This is a genomic window from Pseudonocardia sp. TRM90224 (assembly GCF_021245725.1).
Taxonomy (GTDB): domain Bacteria; phylum Actinomycetota; class Actinomycetes; order Mycobacteriales; family Pseudonocardiaceae; genus Pseudonocardia.
In genome coordinates this window covers 1-16,500 of sequence record NZ_JAJGSX010000085.1, presented here as the reverse complement: position 1 = coordinate 16,500, position 16,500 = coordinate 1, and the positions used below count along the sequence as shown (strand labels likewise).

The following is a 16,500-nucleotide window of genomic DNA, read 5'->3' as shown; positions in this document are numbered from 1 at the left end:
GCCGCCCGTGACCGCGGATGCGCCCGTTGTGGCCGGCCGGCGAGCTGGTGCGATATCCACCATATTGTTGAATGGCAAAACGGCGGACCAACCGAAATCAACAATCTGGTGATGCTGTGCAAGGCACATCATCGGGAGATCCATGCCACCGAATGGATCGTGCGAATAGTGGATGGCCTACCGGAGTTCATTCCGCCCAGATGGGTCGACCCCGATCAAATACCACGCCATTCTTTCGTCAATTCCCCATTGACGCGCCAAGCATGACCCGTGGCGGCGCACTCGCGGGCGTCCCCGTGCGGTTCGCGGGTGTTCGCCGGACGGGGTTGCCGACGTGGTCCGCGCGGCGGGGGCGGTGATCGCAATCGCCGCGCTGCGAAGAGGCACAGCCCTCCTGGACTGACACGGCATCTGCTCAACAGATGCAAAAGGGCGGAAACATATGTTGGATCGCTGCGCTCGTCGCTCGCACACTCATCGCATCGCCGGCTCACCGAGCCCACTCCCTCGACGATGAGGATGATCATGTCCCGACCCACGCAGGGTTCCGAATCGTTCGCTCCCGAGGCGCTGGTCGACCAGAAGACACTCCGCCGGAGCGTCGCCGCCGGATCGGTCGGCGTCCTCGTCCACTGGTTCGACTGGGCGGTCTACGCCTACCTCGCCTCGACGCTCGCGGACGTCTTCTTCCCGTCGCACGACAAGACGGCGGCGCTGCTCTCCACCTTCGCGGTCTTCGCCATCTCCTTCGGGGTGCGCCCGCTGGGAGCGTTCGTCTTCGGCGCGCTCGGCGACCGGGTCGGCCGGAAGAAGACGCTGACCATCGTCATCCTGGCGATGGCCGCCGCCACCTTGCTCGTCGGGCTCCTGCCGTCCTACGCCACCATCGGCATCTGGGCGCCGGTGCTGCTCGTCGTCGCCCGCGTCGTCCAGGGACTGGCGGCGGGCGGCGAGTTCGGCAGCGCCGCCGCGTTCCTCGCCGAGTACTCGCCCACGAAGCACCGCGGGTTCGGGGTGAGCTGGCTGGAGGTCGGCAGCCTCCTCGGCTTCCTCGGCGCCTCGCTCGCCGTCGTCGCGCTCAACGCGGTGCTGCCCGAGGAGGCCATCGCGTCGTGGGGCTGGCGGATCCCGTTCCTGCTGACCGCACCGCTGGGCATCATCGGCTTCTACATCCGGAGCAAGATCGAGGACACCCCGGAGTTCCGGTCGCTCGCCCAGCACGAGGCGGTACCGCACAGCCCGGTGAAGGAGTCGTTCACCCGCAACTGGAAACAGCTGCTGCAGACGAGCGGCATCGAGATCATGCAGCACGTCACGTTCTACATCGTGCTGGTCTACCTGCTCACCTACCAGGAGACCGAGCTCGGTTTCACCGCCGCCGGCGCCGCCTGGTTCTCGACCAGCGCCTCACTCGCCGCGCTCGTACTGGTGCCACTGTGCGGCGCGTTGTCCGACCGCATCGGACGCAAGCCGCTGCTCACCGGGGCGTCGGTGCTGCTGATCGCCGCCTCCTACCCCCTGTTCCTCGTGATGCGATCCGGCGCCCCGTGGGCCGGCCTCGTGAGCACGGTGGGCCTCGGCGTCATCCTGGCGATCATCCTCGGCGTGCACGCGGTGACCGTCGCCGAACTGTTCCCCACTCGAACCCGCCAGACCGGCCTCTCGGTCGCCTACAGCGTCACCGCCGCGATCTTCGCCGGCACGGTTCCCTATCTGCTGACCCTCCTGATCTCCCGGACCGGAAACCAGATGATGCCCGCCTTCTACTTGATCGTCGTGGGTGTGGTCGGCCTCGTGACCATGCTGACGATCCGCGAGACACGCGGCATCAACCTCCTGGAGCACGACCTCCCGCGCATCGACGCAGCGGCAGGCGCCGCCGGCCGGCGGTAGCCGGTCAGATCTGCTCAGGTACTTCATTCCCGTGTCGCACATGACCGTGACGATCGTCGAACCCGGCGGGAGTCGTTCAGCCATGCGCAGGGCGACGACGACGTTGGCTCCCGTCGACGTGCCGGCGAACAACCCTTCCTGCTGAGCGAGCCGCACCGCCATGGCCCTCGCCTGTTCGGTCGAGACGAGTTCGATCGCGTCGGCCACCTCGTCGTGCCACAACGGCACGACGAAGCCGGCGCCGACGCCGTCGATCTTGTGCGCACCGGTCGGGCGCCCGGACAGGACAGCGGACTCGGCAGGTTCGATCGCGACCACGGTGATCGCACGGTTGTACCGCCGCAGCCGCTCGGAGTTGCCACGCAACGAGGCAGCGGTCCCGACGATCTGCACGAACGCATCCACCTCACCGTCGGTCTGATCCCAGATCTCGTCGGCCATCGTGTGGTAAGCCCGCAACTGGTCGGTGTTGTTGAGCTGGTCGGTCCAGAAGCCGCCGCCGCTCGCCGTGATCGCCCGGGCCGCTTCGATCATGTCGCGCGTGAGCTTCTCCGTCATGCGACCCCCATCGCTGACGATCACATGCACCTCGGCGCCGAGCGCCCGCATGTGGGCGAGCTTCTCCGCGGCGAACGCGTCCGAGCTGACGATGTCGAGGCGATACCCCTTCACACTGCAGATCAGAGCGAGCGAAACACCCGTACTGCCGCCGGTGTACTCGACAACCCTGCCACCCGGCTGCAGCCGGCCGTCAGCTTCGGCGGCCTCGATCATCGCCAGCGCCATCCGATCCTTGATGCTGCCGGTCGGGTTGCCGTCCTCGAGCTTGAGCAGGATCCGAGATCCGTTCCTCGGTCCGAGCCGGCGCAGCGGTACCAACGCCGTGCTGCCGATCCGATCCAGAACTGTGCGAGGCGCGCGGGATGGCATGTCCATGCCGCGAGCTTCAAGCCCGTGAGCCCCAACCTGCAGTTCAAAGTTTGAACCAAACAGCTACCGTGAACCGATGAACGGGTTCGGGCAGTTCTGCGCTGTCGCGCGGGCACTGGACGTGGTCGGCGAGCGGTGGACCCTGCTGATCGTGCGCGAGCTGCTGTCCGGTTCGGACACCTTCGGCGAGATCCGGCGCGGGCTCCCCCGCATCCCACCCGCCACGCTGGCCAGCAGGTTGCGCACACTTCGCGGCGCCGGCCTCGTCGCCGTGTCCGGCCGCCGCTACCAGCTCACCGACAGCGGGGTCGCTCTCGCCCCGATCGTCCGTGAACTGGCCAGGTGGACGATGACGACCGACAGCGCCGCCTTGACCGAAGACGACCTCGACACCGCAGCCCTCACGTGGGACATGCAGCGTCGAGTCGATCTCTCAGCGCTGCCCGAGCGCACCGTGGTCCTCGCGCTGGACTTCACCGACCGACCGCCGCGCGACCGGCACTTCTGGCTGCATCTGTCCAAGACGAGCGTCAACCTTTGCCGACAGGACACCGGCGCGCCGGTGGACCTCTGGCTCGCAGCGGCGACCGCCGAGATCACTCGCTGGTGGCTCGGCGACCTGACCTGGTCCCAGCTCCAACAGCACCCAGGAGTCACCGTCCACGGCGACCGCGCCTTGCAGCGCCAGGTGCACCGGTGGTTCCTCCGGTACGCGTTCACCCGGGAAGCTCTTGCGCGAACACCTCAGCCGGGGGCCGACTGCTTGTCGGCGGGTTCGACCGACCTGGCGAGCAGGTAGGCGGCGAGCGCCGCGGGGAAGAACATCACGATGCCGTACATCGCGCCCGGGATGGCCATCGTCTGGTTGCCGAGCACGGACACGGCGATCGCGATGGCGAGCGTCGCGTTGTGGATGCCGATCTCCATGGCCGAAGCGATCGACTGCCGTCGGCTCACGGCGAGCAGGCGCGGCACGTAGTAGCCGACGGCGAGGCTCAGCACCGAGAGCAGCAGGGTCATCGGTCCCAGCAGGGCGATGTTGTCGATCAGTGTCCGGAACTCCTGCACAACAGCAGCGGCGATGACCAGTACCAGCACGACCGCCGACGCGATCTTCACAGGTCCCCGCATGCGGTCGGCCCACGCGGTGAAGCGGTGCCGGACCCACATCCCGACCGCGACCGGGATCAACACGATCGCGAACACCTGGAGGAACTTGTCGGGCTGGAGTCCCAGCGTCGCGCCGTCGTCGAGGAACGCCGCCATCGACAGGCCGACCACCAGTGGCAGCGTGAACACCGCGATCACGGAGTTGATCGCCGTGAGGGTGACGTTCAGCGCGACGTCGCCGCCGGCGAGGTGGCTGAACAGGTTGGCGGTGGTGCCGCCCGGCGAGGCGACGAGCAGCATCATGCCGACCGCGAGCGCCCCGGTGAGCCCGAAGAGGGCCACTATGCCGAGGCAGATCAGCGGAAGAACCACGATCTGGCATGCGAGTGCGATCCCTGCGGCCTTCGGGTAGAGCATGACGCGCGTGAAGTCGGCTGTGGTCAGCGTGAGGCCGAGTCCGAACATCACGAGCCCGAGCGCTATCGGAAGGAACACCGAGAAGATCGCTGAGCCCATGAGTTCCTCCGGATCACCCGATGAGTCCGTTCCGTGTGGTCCGTGCCACTTTAAGGTGTTCGTCCATCCCCCAGGCGGACTTGCCCGCCGCAAGGGAGAACGACGCAGACACGATCGACGGAGGTCCACGATGATCGGCACAGCACCGGTCGACACAGCACCGCAGACCGTCTTCGTGCTCACGCCGCAGCTCACGTCCTAGTGTTCGTCGAGATGAGCCGCAGCGCTGTCCAAACAGCGCTGCGGCCCATCTCGGCGCCTACTCGGTTCGCAGGAACGTCGCCAGTGAGTCGTCAGGCTCGTCCCACCACGGGGTGTGGTGCACGGGGCCGACGGAGCCGGTGCACGGCGAGGAGAACGACCGGTCACGGTAACCGGTGATGCTCTCCTCCTTGTGGTGCTCCCACACCTTGAAGTGCTCACGAACCAGGTCGAGGTCGAACTTCGCGTAGTCGACGCGTTCGAGCAGCTCGCGCACGTACTCGGTCTGGAAGTCGATCTCGTCCGCGGGACCGCCGAGAGCGTCCTGGCGCTCACGCCACGCGGTGATGTCCGCCTCCATCTCCTCCCGTGCAGGCACCGCGATCCGGCCGAGCACGACGTCGCGCACGAACCACGCCTGCGCGTCGAACATGTTGAACGTGTAGTACTGGTCCTGCATGCCGATGTACATCAGCTTCGGATTGCCGGTCCACACGACGCCCTTGTAGAGATCGGGCGGATAGAGCACGTTGTCGGTGCGCAGCCGCAGGCTGTCCTCGATGAACGGGAACCAGTGCCGGTACCCGGTGCACATCACGATCGTGTCCACATCACGGCTGGTCCCGTCGACGAAGTGCGCGGTGCGCCCCTCCAGGCGTTCGAGCTGCGGAACCTCGGTGATGCCGTCGGGCCAGCCGAACCCCATCGGCGCGTTGCGGTAGGCGATCGTGACCGAGCGCGCCCCGTACTTCTTCGACTGCAGGGAGACGTCCTCCGCTGAATAGCTGCTGCCCAGGACGAGCAGGTCCTTGCCGGTGAACTCCTGCGCGTCGCGGACGTCGTGCGAGTGCATGATCCGGCCGGGGAAGGTGTCGAACCCGGGGTACTCAGGCAGGTTCGGGGTGGAGAAGTGCCCGGTCGCGACGATGACGTGGTCGAACTCCTCCGTGCGGGTGGAACCGTCGGGACGGGACTCCACGGTCACGTCGAACGTGCCGCGGTCGGTGTCGAAGGAGATCCAGCGGACGGCCGAGTCGAATTGGATGTGCTGGCGGAGGTCGCTCTTCTTGGCCCGCCCGGTGATGTAGTCGAACAGCACGTCCCGCGGCGGGAACGACGGGATCGACTTGCCGAAGTGCTCGTCGAAGGTGTAGTCGGCGAACTCCAGGCACTCCTTCGGACCGTTCGACCACAGGTAGCGGTACATGCTCCCGTGCACGGGGTCGCCGTACTGGTCCAGCCCGGTGCGCCAGGTGTAGTTCCACAGACCGCCCCAGTCGCTCTGCTTCTCGAAACAGACGACCTCGGGGACCTCGGCTCCAGCCCGACGCGCCTGCTCGAACGCGTGCAGCTGGGAAAGGCCGCTGGGGCCCGCACCGATGACGGCGACACGTGCCGTACTTCTCGTCTCGGGTGGGCTCGTTGCGAGCGGGGCAGGCTCGGCGTCGGAGTCGGTCGAGGTCGCTTCGTCCGTTTCGCTCAGAGCTTCTTCACGAACGTCCGCGCTTGGTACAGCGCCAGCAATGGCAGCCCGATCATCAGGATCACCATCAACACCGGCCCCGCCGGATACGCGAAGAACGTGCTCATGCGTTTTCTCTCCCATCAGTCCGGACTGCTGCATGCGGCTGCGCCCGAAGTCGTTGAGTCCGAACTTGAACAGCAGCTTCTCGGCCCCGCCGGACCTGGCCGGGTCCACGTCCGTCTCGACCTCGTCGAGCAGGCCGCCGGAGAACAGGTCGGCGAGCGTCAGCCGCACGGTGCCGAGCCAGTAGTCGCCGGTCACCCCGTAGGTCTGCATCACCTCGTCGGCGATGTCGTAGTCCCACATCGGCCCGCGCTCCGCGAGCAGCTGCAGCATGTGGCCCTTCATGTGCATGGTCGCACCTCCGTCGATCAGGGGTTGGTCGCGGCGCGGGTCCGAGCGCCCGGAACCGCCCGGACGACCTCCAGCACGTCGCGCTTCTCGGTGAACAGCACGAAGCTGCCGATCACTGCGATCAGCCCGCCGATGACGAACTGGACGCCCGGCGCCTCGAGGGTGAACAGGTACAGCCACACCAGCGCGAGCGGCCCGTACAGCGCGGCGATCGCCTGGCCGCGGCCCACACCGATGAGCGGGAACGACTTGTACCAGGCCACGTAGCAGAACCCGAAAGTGAGGCCGAGCAGGACGAGCAGCAACAGGTTGTTCGGGTTGGCCAGCGCGGCCCCGATGACCTCCCAGAGCCGGTTCCCGGCGAGCCCCCAGGCGATCGGCACGGCCACGACCAGCCACAGCGCGACCTCGGCCGTGAAGCGCAGCGTGAGGCCGATATCGGGATCGCTGACGTCGAGCGCGCGCCCCGCGATGGCGCCCTCGATACCCCAGCCGATGAACGCCAGCGCGCCGCCCACGTAGCCGAGGAGGCCGCCCGACCCCGCGCCCGCGAGCTCGTCGACGATGCCCGGCGCAAAGATGATCACGCCACCCGCGACGATCACGATGATGCCCACGGCCGCCTGCCGTGTGATGCGCTCGTTGTACCAGAGCCTGGCCAGCAGCGAGCCGATGATCGGGTACAGCAGCGCGGCGACCGCGGCGAACGCGGCGCCCACGTACGCGATCGCGAGGATCGACCCGAAGATCGCGAGCATGCCGGCGAGCCCCGCCGGCGCGTACCAGCGCGAGATGCGGACCCGCCGCATCGTGCGGACGTACTCACCGGTCTTGCCCAGCACCGCCACCCAGAGATACATCGCCAGCAACACCGCGACGGCGTTCAACAGGGTGATCACCATGGCAGCCAGCAGGTAGTCGCCGGTCGATCCGGCGAGATCCACGAACGGCACCTCGGAGTAGATGACCGTGCCCGGCACGTACCAGGCACCCCAGAGAACCGCGCACCATACCGCCCAGATGAACCCCCATCGCACCTGCCGGTTGCGATACTCCAGGCGCAACTGTTGCACCTTTTCGGTTACGGGCATGGCGACTCCTCACAGGCGACTCGGCACCCGAAGCGCACAACAAAGGCAACGGCGTCGAGAAACGTTGGGATCGGGATCCGGCGGGTAAGTGCGCACTGCGGGAGGGCCTCGGGCGCACCTCGCTACTGCGCTGCGCGGGACAGCATTCCCGAACCGCTTCGACTTGTACAGCCCTCCTGTGGAAATGCTGTTGCCAATTCGTCGCCAGGATCAGCCATCCAGGTCTTTCGTCAGCTCGCGGCGCTGGCCGAGACCGGGGCAGGCCGGTCCTTTTTGGGGTGATTCTGCCCGTGGGGTATACCCGTTTTCCCAGATCACTCGGGTGAGCGCCGGTGCCACGGGCCACTGTTCGGGTCGCGGGTCGGGCGGGCCATCGGTTCAGCCGGTGGCGGTGGGGGTGCGAAGAAGAGCGGTGACAACTGGTCCGGGGACAGAAGGTCGTACTCGACCTCGCGCTCGGCGGGGACGGACTGCTGCTGGTGCGCCTGCGACTGCTCGCTCACGATGGCCGCGAGGTCCGCATCCGCTGCTTCTTCGCGGATCGGGCCGGTGAACCACTTGCGGGCGGACAGGAAGTACCAGCCGCCGAAGAGGAGGAGCGCGCCGCCCACGGTCAGGGGGGCGTAGTTCACCGACTCGAAGGCGAACTCCTCCGCGCCCGGGATGCCGTTCGGCGAGATCGGCAGGAGGAACAGCGCGCAGATGAACGCGATCCAGGCGACGGAGAGCCTGGAGATCCACTTGTAGTGCTTGCCGAGGCTCCAGGCGCCCGGCTCGAACGAGTCGCCGGCCTTGATGCGCAAGATGATCGGCAGCCCGAACGCGATGGAGAGACCGATCACGGCGATCGAGGTGCCGACCGCGTACCCGACCACACCGTTGGCGAGCGTGGGGATCATCAGAGCCCACGCGCTGACGACGATCGCGATCACCGCGTTCACCGGCACCCGGTTCTCCCCGACCCGACGCCACAGCCGGGACCCGGGCACCGCATGGTCACGGGAGAACGCGAACATCATCCGCGACCCCGAGGTCACACACGCCGCGCCGCAGAACAGCTGCGCGCCCACGGTGATGAGCAGCATGAACTCCGCCCATGCTTCGTTGGTGGCCTGGGCCCAGATGTAGACCACCGCCTGGCCACCCGCGTCGAGGGTGCCCTGCACGTCCGGCACCACGAACGTCACCGCGGCCAGCAGGACGAACCCGAACACCACCGATGCGCCGACGGCCCACACCATGCCCAGCGCCGTGGAGCGGGACGCCCCGCGGGTCTCCTCGCTCATGTGCGCAGAGGCGTCGTAGCCGACGAGGGAATACACGTTCAGCAACAGCCCGATGCCGAACACGTACCAGATGGCCGAGTCGGAGAACCCGGAGTTGTTGACCACCTCGCCGAACACGAACCCGACCGACCGGTGGTCCTTGGGAACGACCAGCAGGACGACGACGATCAGCGCGACACCGGCCATGTGCCACCACGCCGAGAGCACGTTGAGCCGGGACAGCACGTTGACGTTGAGGAGGTTGAGGCCCAGCTGCACCGCCGCGATCACCGTCATGACGATGAAGATCGTGACGTTGTCGGTGCCGACGAGGCTCGGGAACCACAAGTTCAGCAGCGCCGTCGTGAACGTCGCCCCGGCGTACTGGACGGACGCACAGACCGCGATCAGACCCACCAGGTTGAACCAGCCGGTGAACCAGCCCCACGCGGGCCCACCCAGCTTGGATGCCCAGTAGTACAGCGCGCCCGCCGTGGGCATCGCGGAGGCGATCTCGGCCATCGCCATCGCGACGAGCACCGAGATGGGGCCGACGATCACGCAGCCCCACATGATGACGGCCGGGCCGCCGTTGTGGAAGCCGATGTAGTAGGAGGGCAGATATCCCGTGAAGATGGAGATGATCGTGAAGGAGATCGCGAAGTTGGAGAACCCGCCCAACTTGCGGTACAGCACCTGCGAGTACCCCAGCCGCAGCAGGAGCGCCTCGTCGCTTTGGGCGGTATCACGATCTCGGGTCAGGTAACTGGATGGGCTCGACATGCTGTTGCCTCGGTTCGTATGGCTCGGGGGAATCGAAAGGGCTGGGGAGCTGCCCCTCGAGGAGGTTCGTGCCGATGGCCGCACTCGACGTCCACCGGTTCCTGATTCCTGGTTCCTGTTCGTCGTTGTCGACCTTGCGACCCGGCGCACCTGAGCGGGGCAGGCACAGGGCACGGGATGCGCTTCGACGCCCACCACATGCACCCGGGAAAACCGGTACAAAACGGGCGCATGGAGGTTGCGAGAAGCGATTGAGCTCGGGTGTCACCGGCCGAAGACGCCCTCCTGGAGCAATCCGTGCGACATCCCGGAATCGAGGAGCGCCAAGGTGAGGGAGTGCCTGGCGCCGAGGGTCGCCTCGGCGTCTTCCATGGTCGACGCGAGCATCCGGTGAGCGGATCTGACGTCGCCAGCCGCGGCAAGGCTCAGTGCCAGGTTCATCCGCGCGCTGAGGGTGTCGCTGTGGGTGTAGCCGAGCGTGCGGGAGCACTGCACGACGACCTGCTTGGCCAGCGCGATCGCGGTATCGGCATCACCGGTCACCCGGTGGGCCGCGGCGAGGGCACCGCGTGCGACAAGGGTGTCCGGATGGTCGTCACCGAGCTCTCGGCCCCGATCCGTAACGCTGGCGGCGATGAGTTTGAGACCTTTGCGCCGGTGTCCCGCTGCGAAGACGGCGACGCTGAGGTTGCCCGCTACCGTCATCGTGCAGGGATGTTCGGAACCGAGCGCCGAGCGGCAGGCGATAAGCGCCTGCTCGAACAGCGGCACGGCCGCGTCGTAGTGACCCGCTTCAAACATCTCAGCGGCGACGCCGTTGACCCCCGCGGCGTCCCACACCTCGGGTTCCGCCCCTTCGGGGAACTGCGGTGCACCGCGTATCTGGTGGTCGCGATTCTGGTAGTGGGTTCCCGACTGATCGGGATCACTCGATCGCATCCGGCCGTCTACCCCCTCAGGTGACGTACATTGCGTTGACCCAGACCAGGCGCCCATGCGAGTGCGGGACGCTAGCACATGATCAACTCTGCGTAGTTACCGATTTCCAGCACGTACTCCATGTGGGGCACGCTCCACCATCGGATGGGTGATGCCGTAACGAGCGGCGGGATCATGTCCGCCGCGTTTCCGCAGGTCGCTCAGCAACGTCAAAGCCGCGGGCGAGCGGTCGGATTTCAAATTGCGTCATGAACGCTGCAGGTCAGCCGCGTACCTCAAGGATCTCGAATCCCCACGAAGCACCCCACTGCGCCGTACGAAGTACCCCCGCCATGCCGGATCCGATCTTGTGCACCCTCCGCGCGATCACACAACCAGCGCCGGCGGGCGGCCCAGAACTCAGTCGGCTCAGCTGGTTGGCCGCCCTGCAACGCGGCTGAGCTCGACACGACAGGGACGCAGCCGACCCCTTACCAACCCCGGACCAGGCCGCGAAGATCCACATTTTCAGCCGACGCGAACGAAGCCACACTGACGCGACGCGCCCCAGATTCACCCGAACGGACGCGAAATCCTGGAGCAGATCGAGATCCGGTTTGTCCGATTCTGGCGCCGTGCTCCGGCTTTGCTCAAGATCTGATGGTCAATGGGATCGTCCAGCGCTCGACTGGCCGGCCCCACCATCACCCGGTGGCGAGTTGCTGCGCCTCGCGCCAGGTGAGGTCATGGCGGGCAGCGAGCCTGTGCCCGTCGGTAACAGTCCCGTCAGTTGTGCGAAGGCCACTTCGGCCGTGACCCTCCACCACCGCATCAGCAAGAGGCGAGTAGCGTCGCCCGGACCCCGTTGAAGTTCGGCTGGATGGAAGGATAGGGTCCCTGACCAGAATAAGCATCGTTCGGCACCGAGGTGTCTGGCTCGCCAGGCCGGACGGGGAAGAATGTGAGCAGGTCGGCTACGGCATTCTGCGTGGACGCTCCGGCGGAAGCAGATGTCAAGGGGGCCCACTCCGGACTCGGGTGCACCTTTCCGTGGAAGCGGAAAGATCCGGACCCCCGATCCCCTGCAGAACCCGACCGGCGTCCGACACGTAGCGGAACCTCCGCGGATCGGGGAACTCCCGCCCCACCGATGATTTCGGACCTCCAGCGGGGTCACAAGAGTGGGCCCACGACCCGAGGAGGAGCACATGACCGAACCAGCTGTAGATCTCGACGCCCGCTACGGCGAGGCCGAGGCGACACCCGTCCCATGGCCGGAGGCGCAGCGGCTGCTCGAAACCGCCGAGCTGTACTGGATCTCCACGGTGCACCCGTCGGGGCGCCCGCACGTCACTCCGCTGCTCGCCGTCTGGCGGGCCGGGGCGCTCCACGTCTGCACCGGTGCCGAGGAGCGCAAGGCGCGCAACATCGAGGCGAACCCGCAGGTCACGGTCACGACCGGGCGAAACGACCGCAAGGGCGGCACGGACGTCGTCCTCGAGGGCGACGCGCGACGGGTCACCGATCGCGACGAGCTCGCCGCGCTCGCCGCGGCCTGGGAGACGAAGTACGGGCCGGAGTGGCACTTCGATGTGGCCGACGGCGGCTTCTACGGCGCCGGCGGGGTGGCGCTCGTCTACCGCCTCGAGCCGGTGACGGCCTACGCGTTCGGCAAGGCCCCGTACAGCCAGACGAGGTACCGGTTCGCGAACTAGGAGGGTCCTCCGGCTGGGCCGCCCGAGTCACCGCGTCCACTTCGCATGGCGAGGTTCGCCCGGCCGCCCCGGAGCAGGACGGCTCGATCACCGGCCGACGGCCCGATACACCTCCCGGGCGCGGTCCAGCACCGCGTGCAGGTCCCCGAGCTGACGTTCCCGCTGGGGCAGGTCGTACCGGCCGTGCGCCTGCGCCAGCTCCTCGAGGTCGTCGAGCAGCCCGAGGCACCACCGCGCCGAGTCCGGGCGCGCGGCGCGGCGGCCGTCGACATCGACGTAGACCGGGCTGGTGTGGGCGAAGACGGGGGCGCCGACCGTGTACGGGTCATCGTCGCCACCGTGCAGTGCGGCCGCGAGCCAGGTTCCGGCCGCTCCGAGGGAGACCTCGTGCACCAGCGTCGCTGCGTCGGTGGCGGCGACCTCGCCGTCCGGGCCGTACAGCACCAGCCGGCTGCCGTCGGAGCCATAGGCGCGGGCGCGTACCCGTAGCCGGTCACCTGGACCGCGCTCCAGCACGGCGCCCGGCCCGTGCCCGTCGACGTCGAGGGTGAGCCACGGCCCGTTCGTGACGGTCGTGCGCCCGGCGCGCAGCGCGGCCGCGAACGCCTCGGCCGACAGTGAGACACCTCCCAGCTGCGCGTACACCCGACCCCATCCCGGCGGGTTCGACGCCGGTGCGGGCCCGTGCGCGAACGACAGGAAGGTGTCGGTGCCGGCGACGGCAGCCAGCCGGAGCCCGCACGACAGCAGGTGGTGGTACAGCACGAGGGCCCCGCGATCGTCGAAGCAGGAGACCAGCTCGACCGCATCCACCACGCCGAGCGCGGCGTCGGCCACCAGCTCGCGGGCCTCCACCATCCGCGATGGGCGAAACAGCTCCGCCGGGTCGGTGTCCGCATCGGGACCGGGCGCGAAGACGGGATGCGCGTAAGTGGTGACCCCGCCGGCGGCCTGCAGCTGTCTGCACGCGACCGCGTTGGGGGGCCAGTCCCACGGGTGCGCGGTGCCCTCGTGGCCGGTGTGCAGCATCTCCGGCACCGTGGTCAGACCCCACCCGTGTACGTGCCCGAGCAGGTCGTTGCGGAACTCCAGCCCGGCACGGGCGAGCATCCCGTCGCCGTTCCACAGGTCTCCGCCGGCCGTGGCCTCGAGCAGCTCCAGGTCGTAAACCAGTGAGCCACCGAGGTTCCCGGCCGCGAGCTGCATCAGGTGCAGGCCCTCGCCGCGCTGCATCCGCGCGGCATCGGCCGGGTGCAGGACGTGGTCGCCGCTGTAGTTGAGGTGCACGTGCAGATCGCCGCCGTACCAGCCCTCGGCTGCGGGATCGAAGCGACGCACCGCGCGGTAGTCGACCGTGATCATCTCGCCGGGGGCCGGATCGAGCGCGAATTCCTGCCGCTCGAACTCCATCCCGCGCGCGGCGATGACCGTCAGCGCGAGAGCCGGCACCGCCACCTCGACCATCCCGGGCGCGGTGTGGAAGAACGGACGGTCGGCCGCGTCCCACTTGTGCGGCACCCCGGGCGGGAACCAAGCGCCACCGGTTGGGTCCAGGATCGACCAGCGGGCGCCGTCGGGGCTGGTCAACCGCAGCGTCGCCGCGGCGGCGACGGCGACGGCGTCGTCCACTGTGAGGTGCTCACCGCCGTACGCGATGTCGATGCGCGGGTTGTCGCCGTCCAGGTCCAGCGTGCACAGTCCAGCGCCACCTGCGGGTACCGGCACCGGTTCGCCCGCAACGGTGACGACCGCGTCGTGCGCGCACGCGGAATCGAGGACGACGTCGATCTGCACCGTGTTCCCAGCGATCGCCGGGCGCGGTGGACCGGTCCGCGCCGACAGCGCACCGTCGGCGTCGATCCGCGCCAGCACCAGGCCCGCCGGCACCTCGTCCCCGACCGCGGCCCGCACCGCCTGCGCCCAGTCCCCCGACGCCGCGAACTCGTCGAACGCCGGCCCCAGGCACGAGAACCTGGCCCACCGGAAGAAGTCCGGCAACGCCGTCTCGCCCCAGCCGAAGCCCTGCTCGGCGCGCAGCCGGCGGTAGCGGGCCACCATCTCGATCACGGGAGCCGGCAGGTGCAGCGCGCCGTCGTCTTCACAGCACATAGCGCTCCTCTCCGTGCAGCACCGACTCGACAGCACCTCGGAACTCATCGCCGACCGGGCCGCAGCAGCGGCGATGGCGGCTTCCAGGTGGCTCTCGCCGACAACTGCGATACCGCGTGGAACTTCCCACCCACATGGACTGGGAACGGAAGGTAGCCGATGTCGGCGGGGTCGGTCGCCTTCTCCGGCATCTGCACGATCGCCCACGAGCCGAGGCTCATCGTGGCGATCTCGCCCTTGCCGATCATCGGCCCCGGCCGGCCTCGACTTGCGAGCCCCCCTTCCACGATTATGCTCGGCATCCGAGTTAAATCGGAGGTCCCGTGAGCCAGACGCGGACGTACGCAGTCCCGTTCGTCGCCCCATTCGACATGGACGAGTTGATCGACTTCGCGGTGTTCGCCGGATGGGCGTGGGCCGGCCGGCAGACCGGCTGCGACGACTGTTTTGCGGCGGCCGAACATCCTGGGCTCCACCCGGCACAACCACGCGCCCGACTGAAGCACTGATGGGCGGCTACCTTCGACTGCTCCGCCGACCGGAGGTGCTCTGGCCGTTCGGCTCCGCCGTCGTGGCACGGCTCCCACTGGCGATGACACCGCTGGGCATGATCGTTCTCGTCGCGCACCTGCGCGACTCGTATGCCACCGCGGGCCTCGTGACCGCCGCCTTCGCCTGGTGCACGGCGATCAGCCTGCCGCTGTGGGGCAGCGTGATGGATCGGACGGGGCAGCCGCGCGTGATAGCGACCACGTCCTGCGTCTCGGCCGCCCTGCTGGCCACGATGGCCGTGCTCGCCGTCAACGGCGCCGCTGACTCCACCCTGATCGCCATCGCAGCCGCTACCGGCTTGAGCTTCCCGCCGGTTTCGCCTGCCATCCGGGTGGCCTGGACGACGGTCGTGCCCGATGCGGACGAGCGCCGAACGGCGTACGCCTTGGACGCCGTCGCCGTTGAGACGATCTTCGTCACCGGGCCGCTCCTGCTCACCGCCCTGCTCACGGCGCCGGCCGCGGTACCCCTCGTCGTCACCGCACTCCTGATGGTCACCGGCGGGCTCGCCTACAGCTGCAGCCCGGCCGCTCGTGGATGGCGCCCGACACCAGGCGCCGACGGCACCCGCGGTCCTTCTCCGCTCCGGTCCCGGGGCGTGCTGCTGACCTTGCTCGTCGGACTCGGCATGGCGGTCGGGTTCGGCCAGATGGACGTCGCGATGACAGCCACGGCCGAGCACAGCTACTCGAGCAACACCGTGCTCGGGCTGCTCTTCGCCTCCGCAGCGATCGGGAGCACCACCGGCGGGCTCTGGTACGGAAGCCGCCGATGGCGAAGCCCGCAGCGACGACATCTCCCCATCACGCTCGGCGGCTACGCCGCAGGCCTCGCCGCCGTTGCCGTCGTCGTGGGCGCGAGCGACGCGCCGTCCCTCGCGCTGATCGTCACCGCACTCGCCGTCACGGGTCTGTTCATCTCCCCCAGCCTCATCCCCCAGCAGGCACTCATCGACGCGAACGCCGACCCGAGCCGGCTCAGCGAGGCACAAGGCTGGCTGTTCACCGCACTGACCTCCGGCGCAGCAGCCGGCATGGCCATCGCAGGCTTCATCATCGACAACAACGGCCCTGCAGCCGGGTTCGCGACCGCTGCGCTGACGGTGGGCGTTGCTGCCCTCCTCGCGATCGGCGCCCAACCAACCTGGCGAACCGGCATGGACATCTCCGCGCCAGCACAACGCCGACCTGCAGGGCCGAACCCGTGAAGTGCAGTTCCTTCCTGCGAGATCCAGCGAACTGCCACCCGCCTGAACCGCGGCGGACATGGCCCTCAGCTAGCCCTGTCTTACCTGGTCACGAGGCACTTTCTTCATTCAGGGGTCCTGATCACCGCCCACGCTCATGAAGAGCCGGGGTTAGACGGCAAGCCCGGCACTTCGTCGTGGAATTTGATCGGGGTCGACCCATTTGGGTGGGATGAACTCCGGTTCCCCGACCTGCACTCGAGTCCCGACGATCTGCCTGCGGGAAGAGGGTGGTCCTCTTTCCTGTGGTGCCGTCTAGAGACGGTTTTCGCACCGCACACACCGGATGGCT

At 68.1% G+C, this 16,500-nt stretch carries 12 protein-coding genes and 1 pseudogene; 5 read left to right on the top strand and 8 right to left on the bottom strand.

Annotated elements, in window-relative coordinates; genetic code table 11:
- Both LL648_RS45955 and LL648_RS43010 read left to right on the top strand, forming a co-directional pair.
- Positions 1–267: HNH endonuclease signature motif containing protein (locus LL648_RS45955; protein ID WP_255687592.1), on the top strand; the 267-nt coding region annotated here is incomplete at its 5' end.
- Positions 268–525: 258 nt separating this feature from the next.
- Entirely contained in the window at positions 526–1,893 is a 1,368-nt protein-coding gene (locus LL648_RS43010; protein WP_232668767.1) for an MFS transporter, read from the top strand.
- A 93-nt stretch (positions 1,894–1,986) separates the two neighbouring features.
- Here LL648_RS43010 and LL648_RS43005 read toward each other — a convergent pair.
- Positions 1,987–2,823, bottom strand: a pseudogene (locus LL648_RS43005) (PLP-dependent cysteine synthase family protein); the annotation flags it as partial.
- Positions 2,824–2,899: 76 nt separating this feature from the next.
- On the opposite strand from LL648_RS43005, the gene LL648_RS43000 reads away from it, so the two are divergent.
- Positions 2,900–3,622, top strand: a complete 723-nt coding sequence (locus LL648_RS43000; RefSeq protein WP_232668766.1) for a winged helix-turn-helix transcriptional regulator — start codon at positions 2,900–2,902, stop codon at positions 3,620–3,622.
- On the opposite strand, the gene LL648_RS42995 is transcribed toward LL648_RS43000, so the two are convergent.
- The 5 genes from LL648_RS42995 to LL648_RS42975 all read right to left on the bottom strand — a co-directional run bounded on the left by LL648_RS42995 (position 3,568) and on the right by LL648_RS42975 (position 10,607).
- Positions 3,568–4,449, bottom strand: a complete 882-nt coding sequence (locus tag LL648_RS42995) for a bile acid:sodium symporter family protein (protein ID WP_232668765.1) — start codon at positions 4,447–4,449, stop codon at positions 3,568–3,570. The two genes, LL648_RS43000 and LL648_RS42995, sit on opposite strands and share 55 nt — an antisense overlap.
- A gap of 259 nt (positions 4,450–4,708) precedes the next feature.
- Entirely contained in the window at positions 4,709–6,529 is a 1,821-nt protein-coding gene (locus tag LL648_RS42990) for a flavin-containing monooxygenase (protein WP_232668764.1), read from the bottom strand.
- 17 nt (positions 6,530–6,546) lie between these two features.
- Positions 6,547–7,509: an EamA family transporter gene (locus LL648_RS42985; protein ID WP_232668763.1), complete on the bottom strand. Its 963-nt coding sequence runs from the start codon at positions 7,507–7,509 to the stop codon at positions 6,547–6,549.
- 425 nt (positions 7,510–7,934) lie between these two features.
- Positions 7,935–9,668, bottom strand: a complete 1,734-nt coding sequence (locus tag LL648_RS42980; protein WP_232668762.1) for an amino acid permease — start codon at positions 9,666–9,668, stop codon at positions 7,935–7,937.
- Between the two features lie 264 nt (positions 9,669–9,932).
- The gene (locus LL648_RS42975) at positions 9,933–10,607 is read right to left on the bottom strand and encodes a tetratricopeptide repeat protein (RefSeq protein ID WP_232668761.1); all 675 of its coding nucleotides are present in this window, start codon (positions 10,605–10,607) and stop codon (positions 9,933–9,935) included.
- Positions 10,608–11,794: 1,187 nt separating this feature from the next.
- On the opposite strand from LL648_RS42975, the gene LL648_RS42970 reads away from it, so the two are divergent.
- Positions 11,795–12,301, top strand: a complete 507-nt coding sequence (locus LL648_RS42970; protein WP_232668760.1) for a pyridoxamine 5'-phosphate oxidase family protein — start codon at positions 11,795–11,797, stop codon at positions 12,299–12,301.
- A gap of 87 nt (positions 12,302–12,388) precedes the next feature.
- On the opposite strand, the gene LL648_RS42965 is transcribed toward LL648_RS42970, so the two are convergent.
- Together LL648_RS42965 and LL648_RS42960 are read right to left on the bottom strand one after the other, a co-directional pair.
- Complete coding sequence (locus tag LL648_RS42965) at positions 12,389–14,410, bottom strand: CehA/McbA family metallohydrolase (protein WP_232668759.1); 2,022 nt, start codon at positions 14,408–14,410, stop codon at positions 12,389–12,391.
- A gap of 44 nt (positions 14,411–14,454) precedes the next feature.
- Positions 14,455–14,874 (bottom strand): hypothetical protein, encoded by a 420-nt coding sequence (locus tag LL648_RS42960; protein WP_232668758.1) that lies wholly within the window; start codon positions 14,872–14,874, stop codon positions 14,455–14,457.
- Between the two features lie 44 nt (positions 14,875–14,918).
- On the opposite strand from LL648_RS42960, the gene LL648_RS42955 reads away from it, so the two are divergent.
- Complete coding sequence (locus LL648_RS42955; RefSeq protein WP_232668757.1) at positions 14,919–16,169, top strand: MFS transporter; 1,251 nt, start codon at positions 14,919–14,921, stop codon at positions 16,167–16,169.
- The last annotated feature ends 331 nt before the right edge of the window (positions 16,170–16,500 follow it).